This window comes from Mycobacterium sp., from assembly GCF_035506235.1.
Classification (GTDB): domain Bacteria; phylum Actinomycetota; class Actinomycetes; order Mycobacteriales; family Mycobacteriaceae; genus Mycobacterium.
In genome coordinates this window covers 1-19,971 of record NZ_DATJPU010000099.1, presented here as the reverse complement: position 1 = coordinate 19,971, position 19,971 = coordinate 1, and the positions used below count along the sequence as shown (strand labels likewise).

At 68.7% G+C, this 19,971-nt stretch carries 20 protein-coding genes and 3 pseudogenes; 17 read left to right on the top strand and 6 right to left on the bottom strand.

Going from position 1 to position 19,971, the window contains the following annotated elements; genetic code table 11:
• Positions 1-22 precede the first annotated feature (22 nt).
• The 7 genes from gad to tsaD all read left to right on the top strand — a co-directional run bounded on the left by gad (position 23) and on the right by tsaD (position 6,502).
• Positions 23-1,405: a glutamate decarboxylase gene (gene gad, locus VMD50_RS09080; protein WP_325426972.1), complete on the top strand. Its 1,383-nt coding sequence runs from the start codon at positions 23-25 to the stop codon at positions 1,403-1,405.
• Between the two features lie 214 nt (positions 1,406-1,619).
• On the top strand, positions 1,620-2,786 hold the full coding sequence (gene alr, locus VMD50_RS09075; RefSeq protein WP_325426970.1) for an alanine racemase: 1,167 nt from the start codon (positions 1,620-1,622) through the stop codon (positions 2,784-2,786).
• A 52-nt stretch (positions 2,787-2,838) separates the two neighbouring features.
• Positions 2,839-3,891: an alpha/beta fold hydrolase gene (locus tag VMD50_RS09070; protein WP_325426968.1), complete on the top strand. Its 1,053-nt coding sequence runs from the start codon at positions 2,839-2,841 to the stop codon at positions 3,889-3,891.
• Positions 3,884-4,399: a tRNA (adenosine(37)-N6)-threonylcarbamoyltransferase complex ATPase subunit type 1 TsaE gene (gene tsaE / locus VMD50_RS09065; protein WP_325426966.1), complete on the top strand. Its 516-nt coding sequence runs from the start codon at positions 3,884-3,886 to the stop codon at positions 4,397-4,399. Before VMD50_RS09070 ends, tsaE begins: the two co-directional genes overlap by 8 nt.
• Positions 4,396-5,016, top strand: coding sequence for a tRNA (adenosine(37)-N6)-threonylcarbamoyltransferase complex dimerization subunit type 1 TsaB (gene tsaB / locus VMD50_RS09060; RefSeq protein ID WP_414686029.1), 621 nt, complete (start codon positions 4,396-4,398; stop codon positions 5,014-5,016). Before tsaE ends, tsaB begins: the two co-directional genes overlap by 4 nt.
• On the top strand, positions 5,013-5,480 hold the full coding sequence (gene rimI, locus VMD50_RS09055) for a ribosomal protein S18-alanine N-acetyltransferase (protein ID WP_325426962.1): 468 nt from the start codon (positions 5,013-5,015) through the stop codon (positions 5,478-5,480). Before tsaB ends, rimI begins: the two co-directional genes overlap by 4 nt.
• Positions 5,477-6,502 carry a tRNA (adenosine(37)-N6)-threonylcarbamoyltransferase complex transferase subunit TsaD gene (gene tsaD / locus VMD50_RS09050; protein WP_325426960.1) on the top strand — a complete coding sequence of 342 codons (1,026 nt, stop codon included), beginning with the start codon at positions 5,477-5,479 and terminating at the stop codon, positions 6,500-6,502. Before rimI ends, tsaD begins: the two co-directional genes overlap by 4 nt.
• Positions 6,503-6,517: 15 nt before the next feature.
• Here tsaD and VMD50_RS09045 read toward each other — a convergent pair whose 3' ends face one another.
• The gene (locus VMD50_RS09045; RefSeq protein ID WP_325426958.1) at positions 6,518-7,147 is read right to left on the bottom strand and encodes a C39 family peptidase; all 630 of its coding nucleotides are present in this window, start codon (positions 7,145-7,147) and stop codon (positions 6,518-6,520) included.
• A 301-nt stretch (positions 7,148-7,448) separates the two neighbouring features.
• Between VMD50_RS09045 and groES the strand changes: the two genes are divergently transcribed.
• Together groES and groL are read left to right on the top strand one after the other, a co-directional pair.
• Positions 7,449-7,751, top strand: a complete 303-nt coding sequence (gene groES / locus VMD50_RS09040) for a co-chaperone GroES (protein WP_156687331.1) — start codon at positions 7,449-7,451, stop codon at positions 7,749-7,751.
• Between the two features lie 80 nt (positions 7,752-7,831).
• Positions 7,832-9,460, top strand: a complete 1,629-nt coding sequence (gene groL / locus VMD50_RS09035) for a chaperonin GroEL (protein WP_325426936.1) — start codon at positions 7,832-7,834, stop codon at positions 9,458-9,460.
• A gap of 568 nt (positions 9,461-10,028) precedes the next feature.
• On the opposite strand, the pseudogene VMD50_RS09030 reads toward groL, so the two are convergent.
• Positions 10,029-10,511: pseudogene (locus VMD50_RS09030) on the bottom strand (LLM class flavin-dependent oxidoreductase); the annotation flags it as partial.
• Between the two features lie 389 nt (positions 10,512-10,900).
• Between VMD50_RS09030 and VMD50_RS09025 the strand changes: the two are divergent.
• Positions 10,901-11,368: a cupin domain-containing protein gene (locus VMD50_RS09025; protein ID WP_325426934.1), complete on the top strand. Its 468-nt coding sequence runs from the start codon at positions 10,901-10,903 to the stop codon at positions 11,366-11,368.
• 289 nt (positions 11,369-11,657) lie between these two features.
• Complete coding sequence (locus tag VMD50_RS09020; RefSeq protein WP_325426932.1) at positions 11,658-12,758, top strand: ferritin-like domain-containing protein; 1,101 nt, start codon at positions 11,658-11,660, stop codon at positions 12,756-12,758.
• Between the two features lie 51 nt (positions 12,759-12,809).
• On the opposite strand, the gene VMD50_RS09015 is transcribed toward VMD50_RS09020, so the two are convergent.
• Positions 12,810-13,211 (bottom strand): styrene oxide isomerase, encoded by a 402-nt coding sequence (locus VMD50_RS09015; protein ID WP_325426930.1) that lies wholly within the window; start codon positions 13,209-13,211, stop codon positions 12,810-12,812.
• Between the two features lie 168 nt (positions 13,212-13,379).
• Positions 13,380-13,907: pseudogene (locus VMD50_RS09010) on the bottom strand (superoxide dismutase family protein).
• Between the two features lie 137 nt (positions 13,908-14,044).
• Between VMD50_RS09010 and VMD50_RS09005 the strand changes: the two are divergent.
• Complete coding sequence (locus VMD50_RS09005) at positions 14,045-14,464, top strand: nuclear transport factor 2 family protein (RefSeq protein WP_325426928.1); 420 nt, start codon at positions 14,045-14,047, stop codon at positions 14,462-14,464.
• Between the two features lie 60 nt (positions 14,465-14,524).
• Here the strand turns inward: VMD50_RS09005 and VMD50_RS09000 are convergent, their stop codons facing one another.
• The gene (locus VMD50_RS09000; RefSeq protein WP_067873618.1) at positions 14,525-14,833 is read right to left on the bottom strand and encodes a WhiB family transcriptional regulator; all 309 of its coding nucleotides are present in this window, start codon (positions 14,831-14,833) and stop codon (positions 14,525-14,527) included.
• Positions 14,834-15,223: 390 nt separating this feature from the next.
• Here VMD50_RS09000 and VMD50_RS08995 point away from each other — a divergent pair, with 390 nt between their 5' ends.
• From VMD50_RS08995 to VMD50_RS08985, 3 genes are all read left to right on the top strand, one after another.
• On the top strand, positions 15,224-16,012 hold the full coding sequence (locus VMD50_RS08995) for a hypothetical protein (protein WP_325426924.1): 789 nt from the start codon (positions 15,224-15,226) through the stop codon (positions 16,010-16,012).
• A gap of 81 nt (positions 16,013-16,093) precedes the next feature.
• A complete protein-coding gene (locus VMD50_RS08990) occupies positions 16,094-16,669 on the top strand; it encodes a sigma-70 family RNA polymerase sigma factor (RefSeq protein WP_325426922.1) in 576 nt (191 codons plus the stop codon).
• On the top strand, positions 16,662-17,453 hold the full coding sequence (locus VMD50_RS08985; protein WP_325426920.1) for an anti-sigma-D factor RsdA: 792 nt from the start codon (positions 16,662-16,664) through the stop codon (positions 17,451-17,453). Before VMD50_RS08990 ends, VMD50_RS08985 begins: the two co-directional genes overlap by 8 nt.
• A 23-nt stretch (positions 17,454-17,476) precedes the next feature.
• Here the strand turns inward: VMD50_RS08985 and VMD50_RS08980 are convergent, their stop codons facing one another.
• Positions 17,477-17,890: a DUF5319 domain-containing protein gene (locus tag VMD50_RS08980; protein WP_325426918.1), complete on the bottom strand. Its 414-nt coding sequence runs from the start codon at positions 17,888-17,890 to the stop codon at positions 17,477-17,479.
• Between the two features lie 150 nt (positions 17,891-18,040).
• On the opposite strand from VMD50_RS08980, the gene guaB reads away from it, so the two are divergent.
• Positions 18,041-19,639 carry an IMP dehydrogenase gene (gene guaB, locus VMD50_RS08975; RefSeq protein WP_325426916.1) on the top strand — a complete coding sequence of 533 codons (1,599 nt, stop codon included), beginning with the start codon at positions 18,041-18,043 and terminating at the stop codon, positions 19,637-19,639.
• Positions 19,640-19,653: 14 nt separating this feature from the next.
• Positions 19,654-19,971 (top strand): annotated as a pseudogene (locus tag VMD50_RS08970) (GuaB3 family IMP dehydrogenase-related protein); the annotation flags it as partial.

Here is a 19,971-nt window from a genome sequence, read left to right as displayed (position 1 = left end):
AGCCAACGAGAAAGGATCCGCCGTGTCCAGCCATCCGTCCGTGCCGGGGCATTCGATCGCTCCCGCCTACACCACGCGCATGTTCAGCGCGCCGATCCCCGCGCTGCGGCTGCCCGACGAGTCGATGGATCCCGAAGCCGCCTACCGCTTCATCCACGACGAGCTGATGCTCGACGGCAGTTCGCGGCTGAACCTGGCGACGTTCGTCACCACCTGGATGGATCCCGAGGCCGGCAAGCTGATGGCCGAGACGTTTGACAAGAACATGATCGACAAGGACGAGTACCCGGCCACCGCGGCCATCGAGCAGCGCTGCGTCTGCATGGTGGCCGACCTGTTCCACGCCGAAGACCTGCGCGACGACGACCCCTCGAGCGCCATCGGGGTGTCGACCATCGGGTCCAGCGAGGCGGTGATGCTGGGCGGGCTGGCGCTGAAGTGGCGCTGGCGGCAGAAGGTCGGTAAGGACTGGAAGGGCCGCACGCCCAACCTGGTGATGGGCTCCAACGTGCAGGTGGTGTGGGAAAAGTTCTGCCGCTACTTCGACGTCGAGCCGCGCTATCTGCCGATGGAGCGGGGGCGCTACGTGATCACCCCCGAGCAGGTCGTCGACGCCGTCGACGAGGACACCATCGGGGTGGTGGCGATACTGGGCACCACCTACACCGGCGAGCTCGAGCCCATCGCGGAGATCTGCGCGGCGCTGGACAAGCTGGCGGCCGCCGGTGGTGTGGACGTCCCGGTGCACGTCGACGCGGCCAGCGGCGGCTTCGTGGTGCCGTTCCTGCATCCGGATCTGGAATGGGATTTCCGGCTGCCCCGGGTGGTGTCGATCAATGTCAGCGGCCACAAGTACGGGCTGACGTATCCCGGCATCGGGTTCGTGGTGTGGCGCAGCGCCGAGCACCTGCCAGACGAACTCGTCTTCCGGGTCAACTACCTGGGCGGCGACATGCCAACCTTCACGCTGAATTTCTCCCGCCCCGGCAACCAGGTGGTCGGCCAGTACTACAACTTCCTGCGGCTGGGCCGCGAGGGATACACCAGGGTCATGCAGACCTTGTCGTCAACCGCGCGCTGGCTGGGCCAGCAGCTGCGCGAGGGCGAGCACTGCGAGCTGATCTCGGATGGCTCGGCTCTCCCGGTGGTCAGCTTCCGGTTGGCCCGCGACCGCGGGTACACGGAGTTCGACGTCTCCCACGAGCTGAGGGGATACGGCTGGCAGGTGCCCGCCTACACCATGCCGGACAACGCCACCGACGTGTCGGTGCTGCGCATCGTGGTGCGGGAGGGGCTTTCGGCCGACTTGGCGCGCGCGCTGCACGACGACGCCCGAAACGCGCTGGCATCCCTGGACAAGGTCAAGCCCGGCGGCCACTACGACGCCCAGCACTTCGCGCACTGAGGCGGGCGGTCGAGCGTCGTCGTGTCGCATCCGTCACATCGGCCCCGGCTCGGGAAGGGATGCTCTTTTCGTCCACCTAGCAGCGACAGGCCTGCGACGTAGGAATTTTGTCGCTCGAAGGCGGGGAAACCGTGCGCCTGCCGGGATAGAGACTCCTGTGGCGGCTGTGACCGGGGAGCGCTCGATCCCGCCCGACTCTGGGAGAATGGCGGCCGTGGCCGTTACGCCGATATCCCTGACGCCCGGCGTCCTCGCCGAGGCCGTGGTGGACCTGGGCGCCATTGCGCACAACGTCCGGGTGCTCCGCGAGCACGCCGGTGGCGCGCAGGTGATGGCCGTCGTCAAGGCCGACGGTTACGGCCACGGCGCCACCCGGGTCGCCCGCGCCGCGCTGGCGGCAGGGGCGGCCGAGCTGGGTGTCGCCACCGTCGACGAGGCGCTGGCGCTGCGCGTCGACGGAATCACCGCGCCGCTGCTGGCGTGGCTACATCCCCCCGGCATCGACTTCGGGCCGGCGCTGCTGGCCGACGTGGAGATCGGCGTGTCCTCGGTGCGCCAGCTCGACGAGGTGGCCGACGCGGTGCGCAGGACCGGCCGTACGGCGACGGTGACCGTCAAGGTGGACACGGGCCTGAACCGCAACGGCGTCCCCCCGGCGCAGTATCCGGCGATGCTGACCGCGCTGCGCCGGGCCGTCGCCGAGGACGCCATCCGGCTGCGGGGGCTGATGTCGCACATGGTGTTCGCCGACCAGCCCGAGAACCCCGTCAATGACCTTCAGGCCCAGCGCTTTTCCGACATGCTGACGCAGGCGCGCAGCGAGGGCGTGCGGTTCGAGGTTGCGCACCTGGCGAATTCGTCGGCCACGATGTCGCGCCCCGACCTGGCCTTCGACCTGGTGCGTCCCGGCATCGCGGTATATGGCCTGAGCCCGGTACCCGAGCTCGGCGACATGGGCTTTATACCGGCGATGACGGTGAAATGCCCTGTCGCGCTGGTAAAGTCGATTCGTGCTGGCGAGAGCGTGTCCTACGGGCACACCTGGACGGCGCAACGGGACACCAACCTGGCGCTGCTGCCGATCGGCTACGCCGACGGCGTGTTCCGCGCGCTGGGCGGGCGCCTGGAGGTGCTGATCAACGGCGCGCGGCGGCCCGGCGCCGGCCGGATCTGCATGGACCAGTTCGTCGTGGACCTGGGTCCCGGGCCCGTCGATGTGGCCGAGGGCGACGAGGCGATCCTGTTCGGGCCCGGCACCCAAGGCGAACCCACGGCACAAGATTGGGCCGACCTGCTCGGCACCATCCACTACGAAGTGGTCACCAGCCCCCGGGGGCGGATCACCCGAACCTATCGCGAGGCCGAAACCGTTGAGCCCTGACAAAACCCGCAGGCGCCACAGGGGCAGGGCCTGGCTTGCGGGAGGCGCCGGGGTGACCGCCGTCGCCACCATCGTCGGAGCCTCCGCCCGCCGGTCGATGATCCAGCGCGCCACCGCGCTCGAAGACCCTTACGCCGATGAGGATTTCGACAGGATCGAGGACGACCGCGCCTACGTGGTGACCACACCCGACGGGGTGCCGCTCGCGGTCCGCGAGGCCGGCCCGGTGGACGCGCAGGTCACCATGGTCTTCGTCCACGGATTCTGCCTGCGCATGGGCGCCTTCCATTTCCAGCGGACCCGCCTGCCCAACCGGTTGGGTGCGCCCGTCCGGATGGTGTTCTACGACCAGCGCGGGCACGGGCGCTCCGGCGCCGGCGAGCCCGAGACCTACACGCTGACCCAGCTGGGCGAGGACCTGGAATCGGTGCTGATGGAGGTCGCGCCACGCGGGGTGGTTGTGCTGGTCGGCCATTCGATGGGCGGCATGACGGTGTTGTCGCACGCCCGCCAGTTCCCCGAGCAGTACGGCGGCCGGATCGTGGGCGCCGCGATCATTTCCTCTGCGGCCGAAGGGGTCACGCGTTCCCCGCTGGGCGAGATCCTGAAAAACCCCGCGCTGGAAGCCTTCCGGTTCACGGCCCGCTCCGCACCCAAGCTGATGCACCGCGGCCGCAACGTGTCGCGGTCGCTGATCGGCCCGATCCTGCGGGCCGCGTCCTACAGCGACCTGCAGGTCAGCCGGAGCCTGGACGCGTTCTCGCAGCGGATGATGAACGGCACCCCGATCGCCACCATGGTGGGCTTCCTGGACGCCCTGGAAAAGCACGACGAAACCGCCGGGCTGTGGACGCTGCTCAAGGTCCCCACCCTGATCGCGTGCGGGGACCACGACCTGCTCACCCCGGACGAATACTCGCGCAAGATGGCGGCTTCGCTGCCGTTGTCGGAGCTGGTGATCGTCAGCGGCGCAAGCCATCTGGCGCTGCTGGACAAGCCCGAGGCCATCAACGACGGGCTGGTCCGGCTGGTGCACCGCGCCGTCCCGGGCAAGATGGCCCTGCGCTACCGGCGCCTGCGGGAACGGTTGCGGCGCCATGGCTAATGGCGGCGACCCGCCGCGCCCGGCTTCGCCGCGCTTGCGGTCACCGCGGGGTGAGCCTTCCGGCACGGCGACGCTTGAGCGCGTCGAGGACACCGTCGCGCTGGGCTCGCGGCTGGGCGAGCAGCTGCGGGCCGGCGACGTGGTGGTGCTCTCCGGTCCGCTGGGTGCGGGAAAGACAGTGCTGGCCAAGGGAATCGCGGCGGCGATGGACGTCGACGGGCCCGTCACGTCGCCGTCGTACGTGCTGGCGCGGGTGCATCCGCCGCGGCGGCCCGGCGAGCCGGCGATGATTCACGTCGACATGTACCGGTTGCTGGATCACGGCGCGGACCTGCTGGGTGAGCTCGACTCGCTCGACCTGGACACCGATCTCGACGACGCCGTCGTCGTGGTCGAGTGGGGCGAGGGCCTCGCCGAACGCCTCTCGGAGCGGCACCTCGACGTCCGCCTGGAGCGGGTCAGCCATTCCGACGTGCGGATCGCGACCTGGCAGTGGGGGCGGTCGTGAACCTGGTGCTCGCCCTCGACACCGCCACCCCGGCCGTGACGGCGGGCGTCGTGCGCCTGCCCGATCAGGTGCTGGCCGAGCGGGTCACCGTCGACGCCCGGGCGCACGCCGAGCGGCTGACGCCCAACGCGGTGGCCGCCCTCGCCGACGCCGGGCTGACGATGGCCGATCTCGACGCCGTCGTGGTGGGCTGCGGGCCGGGCCCGTTCACCGGTCTGCGGGCCGGGATGGCGACCGCCGCCGCCTACGGGCACGCGCTGGGCGTCCCGGTGCGCGGGGTGTGCAGCCTGGACGCCATCGGGGTGCGCACCACCGGCGACGTCCTGGTGGTGACCGACGCCCGCCGGCGCGAGGTGTACTGGGCCCGCTACCGCGACGGCGTGCGGACCGACGGCCCGGCCGTCAACGCCCCCGCCGACGTCGACCCCGGCACCGCCCGCGCGGTGGCCGGCTCGCCCGAGCACGCGGCGCTGTTCGGCCTGCCGGTGTGCGGGCCCGTCTCGCCCACGCCGGCCGGCCTGGTCGCGGCGGTGCCCGACTGGTCAGAGCGCCCGCTCCCGCTCGTGGCGCTTTACCTGCGCCGGCCCGACGCCAAGCCCCTGGCGGCCCCCCGATGACGGCCTGCAGCGAGCCCGTGACCATCGGCGCACTGACACAAGCCGACGCGCAGCGGTGTGCCGCGCTGGAGGCCCAGCTGTTCCCCGGCGACGACCCGTGGCCGGCGGTGGCGTTCAACCGGGAGCTGGCGGCCAAGCACAACCACTACGTCGGCGCGCGCGTCGCCGGCACGCTGGTCGGCTACGCCGGCATCTCGCGGCTGGGCCGCACCCCGCCGTTCGAGTACGAGGTGCACACCATCGGGGTGGACCCGGCCTATCAGGGCCGGGGCATCGGCCGCCGGCTGCTCGACGAGCTGCTTGCCTTCGCCGCCGGCGGGGCCGTCTACCTGGAGGTGCGCACCGACAACGAGGCGGCCATCGCGCTGTACCGCAGCACGGGATTCGAGCAGATCGGCCTGCGCCGGCGCTACTACCAGGTCAGCGGCGCGGACGCGTACACGATGCGGCGGGAGGCCCGATGACGGTCATCTTGGCCATCGAAACCTCTTGCGACGAAACGGGAGTCGGCATCGCGCGCCTAGACTACGACGGCACCGTGACGCTGTTGGCGGACGAGGTCGCCTCCAGCGTCGACGAACACGTCCGCTTCGGCGGCGTCGTCCCCGAGATCGCCTCGCGCGCGCACCTGGAGGCGCTGGGCCCGGCCATGCGCCGGGCGCTGGCCGCCGCCGGACTGACCAAGCCGGACGTCGTCGCGGCCACCATCGGGCCCGGGCTGGCCGGCGCCCTGTTGGTGGGAGTCGCCGCGGCCAAGGCGTATTCGGCGGCCTGGGACGTGCCGTTCTACGCCGTCAACCACCTGGGCGGGCACCTGGCCGCCGACGTCTACGAACACGGGCCGCTGCCCGAGTGCGTGGCGCTGCTGGTGTCGGGCGGGCACACCCACCTGCTGCGCGTGCGGTCCCTCGGCGAACCGATCGTCGAGCTGGGCAGCACCGTCGACGACGCCGCCGGCGAGGCTTACGACAAGGTGGCCCGGCTGCTGGGCCTGGGCTATCCGGGCGGCAAGGTGCTCGACGACCTGGCCCGCTCCGGCGACCGGGATGCCATCGCGTTCCCACGCGGCATGACGGGCCCGGCCGACGACGCGTACGCGTTCAGCTTCTCCGGGCTCAAGACCGCCGTCGCGCGGTATGTGGAGAGTCATCCCGACGCCGCGACCGCCGACATCGCCGCCGGCTTCCAGGAGGCCGTCGCCGATGTGCTGACCAGAAAGGCGGTGCGCGCGGCGAGCGCGCTGGGCGTTTCGACTCTGCTGATCGCCGGGGGAGTCGCCGCGAACTCGCGATTGCGGGAGCTGGCCACCCAGCGTTGCGCGGCGGCGGGCCTGACGCTGCGCATTCCCCGGCCTCGGCTGTGCACCGACAACGGGGCGATGATCGCCTCCTTCGCCGCGCACCTGGTGGCCGCGGGGGCGCCGCCGTCGCCCCTGGATGTGCGTAGCGACCCCGGCCTGCCGGTGGTCAAAGGGCAGCTGCCGTGATGGGTGATTCCCGGTCTACTGGGTGACGATGAGCAGGTCGTTGCCGGTGGCCCAGGCCTGGGTGAAGGTGCCCAGGGGGATCTGCTCGTCGCGGCCGTTCGGGGTGCCGCTGTCGTTGAGGTGGACGACGTCGGTGCGGGTGTCGACTCCGGTGACTACCACCGCGTGATCGGCCTCCGTACGCGTCCCCTGGCCCGACGGGTAGTTCCAGATGGTTTCGGCGTTGAGCGCGGCGATCACTTTGTGGCCGCCCGCCAGATCCTGTTCCAGTCCGCCCATGGTGTTCCCGGTCGTGAGCTGGGATTGAATGCCGTATTTGCCCAGCAGCACCACCAGGTCTTCGGGGGCGGTGCCGTCAAAGCGGTAGATGCGGCCGCGATGGGCTTCGCTCTTAGTGAACGCGCCGCGTAGCTCGATGCCGATTTGGGTGGGCTCTCTTCCGGTGATCTGGCCGACCACGTCGGCCACAGCCATCAGGCCGCAGTCTTGCTGGTGCTGGTAGCGCCAGTAGCGCGCCGCGGCTTGGGGATTGCCGTACATCTGCCCATTTGCGTCGGCGTGCGCGTCGGCCAATCCGATGGCGACCGCGACGACGAGCATGGACAGGCCCGCGGCGCGGGCCCGGTTTAGGATGCCGCTGAACATGACCTAATTGTTAGCACTCGGCGGATTCCCGGGGCCGAAAATTAGAAGCACCGGGGCGGCCTTGAGTGCTAGCACTCGCATGTATAGAGTGCTAGGTGGCAATCGGCCGAGCCCTGTGCCGGCACCCGCGACGACGGCGCTCGGGCAACGGACGGATGCTGGATCAACTGATGATTCGGGCGGTTCGGGGCTGGCCCCGGACCGGCCGCCAACTCCGGCCGGGGCACCCCGCCCCGGACCGAGATCTACAAATTCCGGGGTGAAGGCCCCGGACCCGACTAACTAGTGGAGGGCTCCAATCGTGGCGAAGGTGAACATCAAGCCACTCGAGGACAAGATTCTCGTGCAGGCCAACGAGGCCGAGACCACGACCGCGTCCGGTCTGGTCATTCCTGACACCGCCAAGGAGAAGCCGCAGGAAGGCACCGTCGTCGCAGTCGGCCCCGGCCGGTGGGACGAGGACGGCGAGAAGCGGATCCCGCTGGACGTTTCGGAAGGTGACACCGTCATCTACAGCAAGTACGGCGGCACCGAGATCAAGTACAACGGCGAGGAGTACCTGATCCTGTCCGCCCGCGACGTGCTGGCTGTCGTAAACAAGTAAGGACCGTGTTCCGCCCCGGCGATCCCCGTCATTGCGCGGGTGATTTCCGGGGCGGCATGCGTTCGGCGTGAAGGAGCCTGATGAGCAAAATTATCGAGTACGACGAAACCGCGCGCCGCGCCATGGAGGCCGGCGTGAACAAGCTCGCCGACACGGTGCGCGTGACGCTCGGGCCGCGCGGCCGGCATGTGGTTCTGGCCAAGGCATTCGGCGGCCCGGCGGTGACCAACGACGGCGTCACCGTCGCGCGCGAGATCGATTTGGAGGATCCGTTCGAGAACCTGGGCGCCCAGCTGGTGAAGTCGGTGGCCACCAAGACCAACGACGTCGCCGGCGACGGCACCACCACGGCGACCGTGCTCGCGCAGGCGTTGATCAAGGACGGCCTGCGCATGGTCGCCGCCGGTGTCAACCCCATCGAGCTCGGCGTGGGAATCGGCAAGGCGAGCGACGCGGTGTCCGAGGCGCTGCTCGCGGAGGCCACCCCGGTGGCCGGCAAGGAGGGCATCGCGCAGGTGGCGACGGTGTCATCGCGCGACCAGCACATCGGTGAGCTGGTCGGCGAGGCGATGACCAAGGTCGGTGCCGACGGCGTGGTCAGCGTCGAGGAATCCTCCACGCTGAATACGGAGCTGGAGTTCACCGAGGGCGTCGGCTTCGACAAGGGCTTCCTGTCGGCGTATTTCGTGACCGACTTCGACTCGCAGGAAGCCGTGCTCGACGACCCCGTGATCCTGCTGCACCAGGAGAAGATCAGCTCGCTGCCGGACCTGCTGCCGATGCTCGAGAAGATCGCCGAGACCGGCAAACCGCTGCTGATCGTCGCCGAGGACATCGAGGGCGAGGCCCTGGCGACGCTGGTCGTCAACTCGATTCGCAAGACGCTGAAGGCCGTGGCGGTCAAGGCGCCGTTCTTCGGCGACCGCCGCAAGGCGTTCCTCGAGGACCTCGCGGTGGTCACGGGCGGCCAGGTGATCAACCCCGACGCCGGCCTGCTGCTGCGCGAGGTCGGCACCGACGTGCTGGGCTCGGCGCGGCGCGTGGTGGTTGGCAAGGACGACACCATCGTCGTCGACGGCGGCGGCTCCAAGGAGGCGGTCGAGGGCCGCATCAAGCAGCTGCGCGCCGAGATCGAGAGCAGCGACTCCGATTGGGACCGCGAGAAGCTACAGGAACGGCTGGCCAAGCTGGCCGGCGGCGTGGCCGTCATCAAGGTCGGCGCCGCCACCGAGACCGCGCTCAAGGAGCGCAAGGAAAGCGTCGAGGACGCCGTCGCGGCCGCCAAGGCCGCCGTCGAGGAGGGCATCGTCGCGGGCGGCGGAACGGCGCTCATCCACGCCCGCAAGGCGCTGAAGGAACTGCGCGGGACGCTGAGCGGCGACGAGGCGCTCGGGGTCGACGTGTTCTCCGAGGCGTTGGCGGCGCCGCTGTACTGGATCGCCGCCAACGCCGGGCTGGACGGCGCGGTCGCGGTCAACAAGGTCAGCGAGTTGCCCGTCGGGCAGGGGCTGAACGCCGAGACGCTCGCCTATGGCGACTTGCTCGGTGCCGGCGTCATCGACCCGGTCAAGGTGACCCGGTCGGCCGTCGTCAACGCGGCCTCGGTGGCGCGCATGGTGCTCACGACCGAGACGGCGGTGGTCGACAAGCCGGCCAACGAGGAGGGTGACCACGGCCATGGCCACGGTCATGGGCATCACCACCACTAGAAGCACCTTGTAACGAAGCACCCCCGGTTCTCGCCGGGGGTGTTTTCGTACTGCCGCTGGCGCGACGTGAATCGAACGCAGGCGGAGCAGCTCTGTCTGTTCGGCGCTACTGCGCAGCAGCTGGAGTAGGTAGCCGGGGTCGAAGTTGACCCTCATCACTAGCCGAGTCGGTGCCCCATGACCTCACAGCAGATAGGTAGCTGTGGCCCAGCCCGCCGTGACTACGAAGCGGTAAACATTCGTTGTGGGGCATCAAACCCCGCGACCGCGTGCATCTCGAGGAGAGGGATGACATGACAACTCAGCACTACCAAGTGATCACGAAAATAATGGTCGGCGCCGCTATCACTCTCGGCTTCTGTGTTGTGGGAGCAGCGCCGGCCAGCGCCGACCCGAACCCGTTTGGCGGCCTCAGGTGTAGCTGCCGAGAGACAGCTCCAGCCGGCAGCCCGGCTCTGATGGCCGAGATCGATCGGGGAATCCAGGAAGGTCACTCGGCCTGGTTGCCAGGGCTAGCGCCACCGGCCCAGCCCAGGCAACCGGTGCAGTAACCACCGAGACGGCCTCGTGGAGAAGACTGCCGAGGAAGACGACCACCGCCACGGCCATCGCCACGGCCCGACAGCTTCAGCACCCGCGGTCCAAGCGCGGCGAGCACACGTTGATTCGCCGGTACGCCGTATTCGTCGAGCTCATCGAGGTACGACACCAGCGCGTCGTACGGCTTGCGGTACTGCGCCTGGGCTTCGGGATGGCCGACTCCGACGCCGAGCACGAAGCGGCCCGGGTAGGCGGTGTTGATGCGGTGGAACGACTCGGCGACGGGCTTGGCGGCCGCCGTCCAGATGTTGACGATGCCGGTGGCCACCTTCAGGGAGCGAGTCGACTCCAAAAGTGGTTCAACGAAGGACAATTCGGCCGGAGGTGAACCGGCGACCCAAATCGCGCCGTAGCCAAGCCGTTCGATTTCCTGGGCCTGCTCGGGGGTGGCGCCCATTCCGAAGAGACCGAATCGGCCGAGGTTGGTTGTGACGGTGTCTGGTGCGGTCATTGTTGTTGCAACCCCCGCATTGCGCACACCTATTCCGCCGCGGGGGGCGACTTCAGCGGGCAACTCCGCGTCAGGGGGCGCGCCTCGGCTGTAATCCAACACCACCGAGACGGCAGTGGTCGAGAAGCCCGCCGACGCCGACGAGCACGACCACGGCCATGGCCACGGTCACCACCACCACTAGAAGCGCCTTGCACGAAGCACCCCCGGCCTTTGGTCGGGGGTGCTTCGATTTCCGGTCGTGTATCGCAAAGCATCCGGTGGGGTTGCACTCGCACATCACGCAATTGCTTCGCCGAGGCTACTGTCGACATCCGACATTGAAGTCGCCCAACTGACCGACTCGCGAGCACCTCGGTGCTCCCGCCGACAACGAAAAGGGGCGGCGCATGAGCATGGCATACTTGGCGCAACCTGAGCAGCAGCAGCAGTTGGAATGGCTCGACGGCGGCACGCTGGCGATCTTGCTCGACGGCAAGGCCACAGATGGCCAGCTGATGATCGGACGCTTCGATGTCAGCGAGGGCGAGGCACCCCCGTATCACAAACACACGCGTGAGGATGAGGTCTTCATGCTGATCAAGGGCACTGCGTTGCTCTGGTGCGACGACCAGGAGATGGAGCTATCGGAAGGCGGCATCGTCTTCTTGCCCAAGAACATTCCGCACGCATACCGCATCACATCCAAGAAAGCGGATCTGCTCATGATCAACACTCCCGCGGGAATCGAAGGAATGTTCCGCTACGCCGGTCGTGACAAAGCAACACCGCGCCCGGACGGTTTCGAAATCTCGCCCGCACGGATGGCCGAGGGAGCGGACAAGTTCGGACAGGTCATTCTTGGCCCCCCGCGCTGACCTCGCCAGGCGGCATCGGCTGCAATCGGCCACCACTGACACGGCGGTTCGACAAGCCCGCCGAGGCGGAAGACGACCACGGCCACGGCCACGGTCACCACGACCACTAGAAGGCTCCTTTCAACGAAGGCCCCCCGGTCAATTGGCCGAGGGTGCCTTCGTTTGTTGGGCGTTGGAGCACGCCCGGTCAAGTTGGCCCGCCCGTCAGGGTTGACGCGCTGCCGCAAGCGGCGCAATGTGATACCCATCATATGACCACCGGTCATACCGGGCAGGGAGGCGGGAGCTCATGACCACGAGGGACAAGTACACGGACGTGCCCGCGCCCTACTCGTGGGAGGTCCCCAGCGCCGGCGACGCGCGCTTCACGTGGGAGTACGACGAGGGGCGCGCGCGGCTCCTTTCCCTGTACCAGAAGGGAAAGGACAAGCAATGGGATGCCCAGACGCGCATCGACTGGGCCCAAGACGTCGACCCGATGAACCCGGTCGGGCTGCCCGACGAGTTCCATCCGCTGTTCGGCAGCCCGATGTGGGAGGCGGCCGACGAATCACGCCGCGTTGAGATGCGCCTGCACTCTCAGGCCTGGCAGTTCTCGCAGTTCCTGCACGGCGAGCAGGGGGCGATGATCTGCTCCGCCAAGATCGTCGAGGTGGTCCCGGACCTGGACGCGAAGTTTTACGCGGCCACCCAGACCATGGACGAGGCCCGCCACGTCGAGGCGTTCTCGCGGTTCCTGCAGGAGAAGGTCGGCCTGGTCTACCCGATCAACAAGAACCTGACCGCACTGCTGGACGACACCCTGCGCGACTCGCGCTGGGACATGCCCTACCTCGGGATGCAAGTGCTGATCGAAGGGCTCGCGCTCGCCGCGTTCGGGGTGTTGCGCGACATGGCGCCGCAGGACTCGCTGGCCAAGCAGTTGCTTGCCTACGTCATGCAGGACGAAGCCCGCCACGTCGCCTTCGGCCGAATCTCGCTGAAGGACTACTACTCCGCGCTGACCGACGCCGAGCGGGACGAGCGTGAAGAGTTCGTCGTCGACGCCTGCTACCTGATGCGTGACCGGTTCCGCGGAGAGGAGGTTTTCGAGACCCTCGGCCTCGACGTCAAAGCCTGTGCCGACTGGGTCGACACGTCGCCGCTGATGATCCAGTTCCGCTCCCACCTGTTCAGCCGCATCGTGCCGATCGTCAAGGACATCGGGTTGTGGGGTGACAAGGTGCAGAAGGCATTCACGGACATGAATGTTCTCGACATGGCCGGCTTCGACATCGAGACGCTGATGAAGGCCGACGAAGATCAGGCCGACGCGCTGGACAAGGCACACGCCGAGATGGCCGGCCGGGCGCTCGAGGTGGACGAGGTGATCGCAGCGGGCGCGGGCTGACCACGTCCGGTTCGCCGAGAAGGTCGGCGTTACTGTGCCGGCAGGTCGTCGTCAGAGCCCGACGATGACAATGCCCACGCCGACCACGATCGCCAGCGAGAGCGACACCAACAGGAAGCTGACAAAGCGTTCCTGTCCCGGTGAGGCCACGTGGCCGGCCGCCGCGATCGGCGCGAGTTTGCGCCCGGCGCCCCACGCCGCGGCGAGCAGCGCCGCCACCCAGTTCGCATAGGCGGAGTACACGATAAGCACGACTGCCGTGACTCCCCAAGCGTCGGGCAGGCGGATGTGCGGCCAGAGCAGGCCGAGCAGCACGAGGAACATGCCGTTGAGCACAGCCTCGAGATGGCTGGACAGCGCCATGCGCGGGTTCTTTAGGGCGGGGACGGCGAACCCGGTGAGCAGGCCAACGAGGAACAGGACCAATCCAAGTGTGAAGAGCGCCGTCTGCATGTCACAGAAAGGGTATCCAGCCGCGCGCACCTCGGGTCATGGCGATCGGCTTACTTCTCGAAACTGAAGCCACTGCGGGCGTCCTCGGCGTGTCTGCGTACAGGTTTATGTGTCGCGGTGGCTGTCATCGAACACCGCCCCATAGGCCCCACCGTCGGCCTTGGCGCGTCAGTGGTTGGGCGGAAGGCTGGGAGGGGTCGTCACGGTGTAGACGGCGTGGACGTGACGCTCGGGCCGCTGGTGACCGTGACGGTGCTGGTGCTCGTGCTGGTCGACGGCGGCGGCACGGCGGTCGTGGTCGTGACCGTGGTGACGCTGGTCGTCTCCGTGGTGGACGAGGTCGTCGTCGCGGACGCCGCGGCAATCACACCGCAGGCGATGCGCTTGCTCGATTCACCGGCGGGGGTGCTGCCGAGGTTGTCCGCAGATTTGGAGCCCATGGAAACCGGGGCAGAGGACCTGGTTGGGGCCGGCCTCCACGGTCACGGTCGCGTAGCCGTTCGCGAAATCGAAGGTGGCGTTGGCGACCTGCGTCCCGTCGGCGCTCTTCACCTGCGTGATCATCCGCTCGGTGCCGGGCGGCGCGCCGGAGGACGGTGAGGTGGTGGCCTGGTTACCGCCCTGGTTTGCGCATCCGGCTAACGGCGCGATGGATGCGGCAAGCGCCGCGGCGGCAAACGCCAAGCCCTTGTTCATGGCCGGTCTTACCCCGATTAGCCGATGTCGAAACGACCGCGACTGGTGCCGGCAACTGAGTTAGCCGAACACGCTATGCAAACTCGTCCACGCGCGTAATGCTCGTCGGAGACGGGGACCGCACCAGGAGGAACGAGATGTCAGCACCCACCGCCGAGGAGATCCGCGCGGCAGTCGAGCGGCACGTGGAATTGTGGAACGCCGGTGATAAGGAGGCGTGGCTCGCGCACTGGAAGCGCGTCGTGCCGGGGGAGGTCACCATGGAGGACCCCGTGGGCACGCCGGTCAAGCGGGGGTGGGATGTCATGGGTGAGGTGTGGGACGCCTCGCCGAACGCCGACTGGAAGCTGGGCATCGGCCTGCTCTACGTGTGCGGGACGACCGGCGCGGCCGTCATTCGCAACTCGGGCACCGTGAACGGCGAACCAGCGCTCATTCAGAGCATCGAGATCTACAAGTTCGGCGACGACGGCTCGTTGCACACGTCGACCTTCTGGGACCTCTCGGCCGGCAACGAGTACGCGCAGTGGACGGCGGAGACCGGCGAGGCGCGCTGATTCAGGCCGGCCCGGGCGACGATGCAGCCCGCGTAAGCGGGATGGGGTGGAGCGGGCCGATCAGGCCGAGCGGCGGATGCCGCGGCTGCGGCCGATATCGCCCTTCAGCAGCAAATCGCGCTCGGATTCGGACAGGCCGCCCCAAACGCCATAGGGCTCACCGACCTCCAGCGCGTGCGAACGGCACTCCTGGATGACCGGGCACTGCCGGCACATCTCCTTGGCGCGCTGCTCGCGCTGCATGCGGGCGCGACCGCGCTCGCCGTCGGGGTGGAAGAACATCGACGAGTCGACGCCGCGGCACAGGCCTTGCAGTTGCCAGTTCCAGATGTCGGCGTTGGGCCCAGGTAGCTGCTCCGGCTGTGGCATAGGATCGTTCCCTCTCTGCACGGCACGCCCAGAAGGACAGGTTTGCGAAAGCGAGTGTGCGACTGATTTGGAGTGGCGTCACCGATGACTACCCGACAAACGTAGAACTTAGGGGCGGCGGCGAATTTCCGTCAATAGCCGCTTAGATCGGCAAAGTATGTAAGCGTTGCGGCAAAATTAACTCGCCGTTCATCTGCAAACCAATTCGTGCGCGAAGACCCTGCTACCAGGCCCTTGATCGAACCGAGATTTCGCAGCTCAGCGGGCGGGACGGTCGCGGGAGTAATTAGTACATGGCGGATCGTGATTAACAGTTCGGTAACACAGACACCACGAAGTGTTTACTACTATCACCCTGATTGAAACTCGTCACACTTGGTTGGATAGAGGGTGATTCAGCGCACACTGGCCGACGCCGCCTTCGGGGACCGGCCGGGACGTTGGCCGTTGCCGGCGGCAACCACGCCGGAGCAACTGTGGTTGCGCGCCGTCGCGGCGGGCGGGCAAGGCCGCTACGGCAGCGCCTATCGCGACCTGGCGGCGCTGCGACGCGACGCCGCGGAAGGCCGGTTGCTCTCGCTGGCCCACAGCACCCAGGGGTCGTTCCTGCGCCAGCTCGGTTGGCACACGTCGGCGCGGGGCTGGGACGGCCGCGCCATGGCGCTGGCCGGCGCGGATCCCGAGGCCCGCGCCGACGCGCTGATCGGGCTGGCGGCCGACGCGCTGGGCGTCGGCCGCTTCGCCGCCGCGGCAACGTTGTTGGGTCGCGTGAAGTTCGGCCGCGGCGCGGTTCCCGACCGGCTGCCGGTGCGCCGAGGGTGGGTGGCCGCCGAGCTGACGATGGCCTCCGGCGACGGCACGTCGGCTGTGCGGCACGCCGAAGAGGCGGTGGAGCGGGCCGGCGCGATGGCCGTCCCGTCGGCGCGACACCGGGTGAAAAGCGACGTGGTGCTGGCGGCCGCGCTGTGCAGCGCCGGCGACATCGAGCGCGCCCGCGCGGTCGCGGAGGCGGCGTTGGACGCCACCGGCCGTCTGGGCCTGATACCGCTTCGTTGGGCGCTGGCTTGCTTGCTGATCGACATCGAAAGCGTCACGTTTTCAGCACAAAAACTGCGCGAAATTCGCGATATCTGCGCAGGCCAGGTGCGGCGCGCCGGGGGCGCGTGGCGTTGCGCTTAAAACGGCCTTCCGCCCGCTATTGTCATTTCGACAGTTAGCCCGCGATGTGTCCCATTTGTAACGTTGGAGATACCGCCGTCGATGACAATTCAAGGCGAACGTCTCGACGCTGTGGTTGCGGAGGCCGTGGCGGGGGACCGCAACGCACTACGGGAGGTGCTGGAGACCATCCGTCCGATTGTCGTGCGATATTGCCGGGCGCGAGTCGGCACAGTAGAACGGGGTGGCCTGTCAGCAGACGACGTGGCTCAGGAGGTGTGCTTGGCCACCATCACGGCGCTGCCGCGGTACCGGGAGCGCGGGCGCCCGTTCCTTGCCTTCCTCTACGGCATCGCTGCCCACAAGATCGCCGACGCGCACCGCGCGGCCGGCCGTGACCGCGCCTACCCCGCCGAAACCGTCCCGGAGCGCTGGTCCCCCGAGGCGGGCCCGGAACAGCGGGCCATCGAGGCCGACTCGGTCAGCCGGATGAACGAATTGCTCGAGATCCTGCCCTCCAAGCAGCGCGAGATCCTGATCCTGCGGGTGGTCGTCGGCCTGTCCGCCGAGGAGACGGCCGCCGCCGTCGGCAGCACCACCGGAGCGGTCCGCGTGGCCCAGCATCGCGCGCTGTCACGGCTCAAGTCCGAAATCGTCGCGGCAGGTGACTATGCCTGAATCCCTGGACGAGTTCGCCCGCACCGACTTGCTCCTCGACGCGCTCGCCGAGCGCCGGTCGGTTGATCTTGACGATCCCGGCGACCCCGATTTCGAAGCGCTGGCCGTCCTGCTGGAGGACTGGCGCGACGACTTGCGGTGGCCGCCGGCCAGCGCGCTGGTGTCGCCCGAGGAAGCCATCGAAGCGCTGCACACCGGGCTCGCCGAGCGGCGGCGCGCCCGCCGCGGCCTGGCGACGATCGGATCGGTCGCCGCGACGCTGCTGGCGCTGAGCGGGTTCGGCGCCATGGTGGTCGAGGCGCGTCCCGGGGACACGCTCTACGGCCTGCACGCGATGTTCTTCGACCAGCCGAGGGTCAACGACAGCCAGATCGAGCTGTCCGCCAAGGCCGAACTGGCCAAGGTTCAGCAAATGATCGACCAGGGGCAGTGGACGCAGGCCCAGAGCCAGCTGGCCGAGGTCAGCAGCACCGTCCAATCGATGAACGACGGGGCCAGCAGAAACGACCTGCTGGACGAAGTGAACCTGTTGAACACCCGCGTCGAATCGCGCAACCCGAACGCGACGCTGCCGCCCGCCGCGCCAAAACCCAAGGCGCCGGCCGCCTCGTCGACTTCGCCGGCCGCGCCCACCGGAACCACCACACCGCCGACGCCGGCCGGCACGACGGCTCCGGCACCGAGTGCATCGGTGACTCCCTCGACGAGCCCATCCTCGGGCCGGCACCGGCATCACGGACACTCGTCCACGCCGTCCACGGCGGCACCGGACGACACGCCCTGACCGGGCGGGCAGGCTTGGGGCGCTCAGTGGCGGCGGTGAAATCCGTCCGCGTCTGACGTCGCTTCGTTGAGCGAGGCGTCGGCGTATCCCCGGCAGTAATCCCACGTGACGTAGGAGTCCGGTTCGGGGTCGTAGGCGGGCTCGTGCGGGCGGACGGTGCCGTCGATGAGCAGCTGCAGCAGGTTGGCCCGCAACATGTCCCAGTCGTGGTAGTGGTCTTGCTGGCACTCGTCGCAGCACACCACGAGCCCGCGAATGCCCTTGTGCGCCAACAGGGCCTCGTACACGGCCAGATCGGCCAGGTCGGCCTCGACCGCCATCCGCTCCTGCTGATCCAGGGGTTGTCCCGGCTCGACGGCTTCGAGCGCCGCCGACGGATCGCAGGGGTCGTCGGCGAACGGGTCGGGTGGCAAACCCGGCGGGAGGTGGTCACGCACGCTCCTAGCCTACGCAGGCGGGCCGTCATCGCGCCAGCAGGGACATGCCCGCCGTCCGGCGTCGGCGGCACGCCCGGGCAAGCGGGTCCGGGGGCCGCGGGAGCCGATAGGATGGGCTTCTCACTCCGCGTGCGTATGGAGGGCCTCCCGATGACCCGTGGCATGTCCCACTTAGATGAGAGCTCCGACCTGGTTGTCGGCTCGTACGTGCGCGACCCCCATCTCGCGGGACTGGCCGAGGACCCGGTGCCGACGGGCGGCGACAACCCGTACAAGATCGCGATGCTCGGCCTGACTTTCGATGATGTTTTGCTGTTGCCCGCGGCCTCCGACGTGGTCCCCGCGACCGCGGACACGTCCAGCCAGCTGACCAAAAAGATCAGGCTCAAGGTGCCGCTGGTCAGTTCGGCGATGGACACCGTCACCGAGTCGCGGATGGCCATCGCGATGGCCCGGGCCGGCGGCATGGGCGTCCTGCACCGCAACCTGCCGGTCGCCGAACAGGCGGGCCAGGTCGAGATGGTGAAGCGCTCGGAGGCCGGCATGGTCACCGACCCGGTCACCTGCCGCCCCGACAACACGCTGGCTCAGGTCGACGCGCTGTGCGCCCGCTTCCGGATCTCCGGGCTGCCGGTGGTCGACGAGTCCGGCGCGCTGGTCGGCATCATCACCAACCGCGACATGCGCTTCGAGGTGGACCAGACCAAGCAGGTCGCCGAGGTCATGACCAAGGCCCCGCTGATCACCGCCCAGGAGGGCGTCAGCGCCGACGCGGCGCTGGGACTGCTGCGGCGAAACAAGATCGAGAAGCTGCCCGTCGTCGACGGCCACGGCCGGCTGACCGGGCTCATCACCGTGAAGGACTTCGTCAAGACAGAACAGCACCCGCTGGCCACCAAGGACAGCGACGGGCGGCTGCTGGTCGGCGCCGCCGTCGGCGTCGGCGGTGACGCCTGGGTCCGCGCCATGATGCTGGTCGACGCCGGGGCCGACGTGCTGATCGTCGACACCGCGCACGCGCACAACCGGCTGGTGCTCGAGATGGTCGGCAAGCTCAAGGCCGAGGTCGGCGACCGCGTCGAGGTGATCGGCGGCAACGTCGCCACCCGCGCGGCGGCCGCGGCGCTCATCGACGCCGGGGCCGACGCGGTCAAGGTCGGTGTCGGACCCGGATCGATCTGCACGACGCGGGTGGTGGCCGGCGTCGGCGCGCCCCAGATCACGGCGATCCTGGAGGCCGTCGCGGTGTGCCGGCCGGCGGGCGTGCCGGTCATCGCCGACGGCGGGCTGCAGTACTCCGGCGACATCGCCAAGGCGCTGGCCGCCGGCGCGTCGACGGCCATGCTCGGCTCGCTGCTGGCCGGCACCGCCGAGGCGCCCGGCGAGCTGATCTTCGTCAACGGCAAACAGTTCAAGAGCTACCGCGGCATGGGGTCGCTGGGCGCCATGCAGGGTCGCGGCGGCGGCAAGTCCTACTCCAAGGACCGCTATTTCGCCGACGACGCCCTCAGCGAGGACAAGCTGGTGCCCGAGGGCATCGAGGGTAGGGTGCCGTTCCGCGGGCCGCTGTCGTCGGTGATCCACCAGCTGACCGGCGGCCTGCGGGCCGCGATGGGATACACCGGCTCGCCCACCATCGAGGCGCTGCAGCGGGCGCAGTTCGTCCGGATCACCGCGGCCGGCCTTCGCGAGAGCCACCCGCACGACGTCGCCATGACGGTCGAAGCCCCAAACTACTTCGCGCGGTGAGCAGCGAACTGGCCATGGTCGAGATCGGGATGGGCCGCGCCGCCCGTCGCACCTATGAACTCAGCGAGATCAGCATCGTGCCGTCGCGGCGCACCCGCTCGTCGCAGGACGTCTCGACGGCCTGGCAGCTGGACGCTTACCGGTTCGAGATCCCCGTCATCGCCCACCCGACCGACGCGCTGGTGTCACCGGAGTTCGCCATCGAGCTGGGCCGGCTCGGCGGGCTGGGCGTGCTCAACGGCGAGGGGCTGATCGGCCGGCACGCCGACGTCGAGGCCAAGATCGCGCAGCTGCTCGAGGCCGCCGAAAAGGAGCCCGAACCGTCGGCGGCG

Bases quoted from the DNA above. Each gene is read 5' to 3' on its own strand.
- VMD50_RS09015 (WP_325426930.1), bottom strand. From the start codon at position 13,211: ATGCAGACGGCGCTCTTCACACTTGGATTGGTCCTGTTCCTCGTTGGC.
- VMD50_RS08990 (WP_325426922.1), top strand. From the start codon at position 16,094: ATGACAATTCAAGGCGAACGTCTCGACGCTGTGGTTGCGGAGGCCGTG.
- VMD50_RS09020 (WP_325426932.1), top strand. From the start codon at position 11,658: ATGACCACGAGGGACAAGTACACGGACGTGCCCGCGCCCTACTCGTGG.
- VMD50_RS09025 (WP_325426934.1), top strand. From the start codon at position 10,901: ATGAGCATGGCATACTTGGCGCAACCTGAGCAGCAGCAGCAGTTGGAA.
- guaB (WP_325426916.1), top strand. From the start codon at position 18,041: ATGACCCGTGGCATGTCCCACTTAGATGAGAGCTCCGACCTGGTTGTC.
- tsaD (WP_325426960.1), top strand. From the start codon at position 5,477: ATGACGGTCATCTTGGCCATCGAAACCTCTTGCGACGAAACGGGAGTC.
- VMD50_RS08985 (WP_325426920.1), top strand. From the start codon at position 16,662: ATGCCTGAATCCCTGGACGAGTTCGCCCGCACCGACTTGCTCCTCGAC.
- groL (WP_325426936.1), top strand. From the start codon at position 7,832: ATGAGCAAAATTATCGAGTACGACGAAACCGCGCGCCGCGCCATGGAG.
- tsaE (WP_325426966.1), top strand. From the start codon at position 3,884: ATGGCTAATGGCGGCGACCCGCCGCGCCCGGCTTCGCCGCGCTTGCGG.
- VMD50_RS09005 (WP_325426928.1), top strand. From the start codon at position 14,045: ATGTCAGCACCCACCGCCGAGGAGATCCGCGCGGCAGTCGAGCGGCAC.
- VMD50_RS09000 (WP_067873618.1), bottom strand. From the start codon at position 14,833: ATGCCACAGCCGGAGCAGCTACCTGGGCCCAACGCCGACATCTGGAAC.
- VMD50_RS09045 (WP_325426958.1), bottom strand. From the start codon at position 7,147: ATGTTCAGCGGCATCCTAAACCGGGCCCGCGCCGCGGGCCTGTCCATG.
- rimI (WP_325426962.1), top strand. From the start codon at position 5,013: ATGACGGCCTGCAGCGAGCCCGTGACCATCGGCGCACTGACACAAGCC.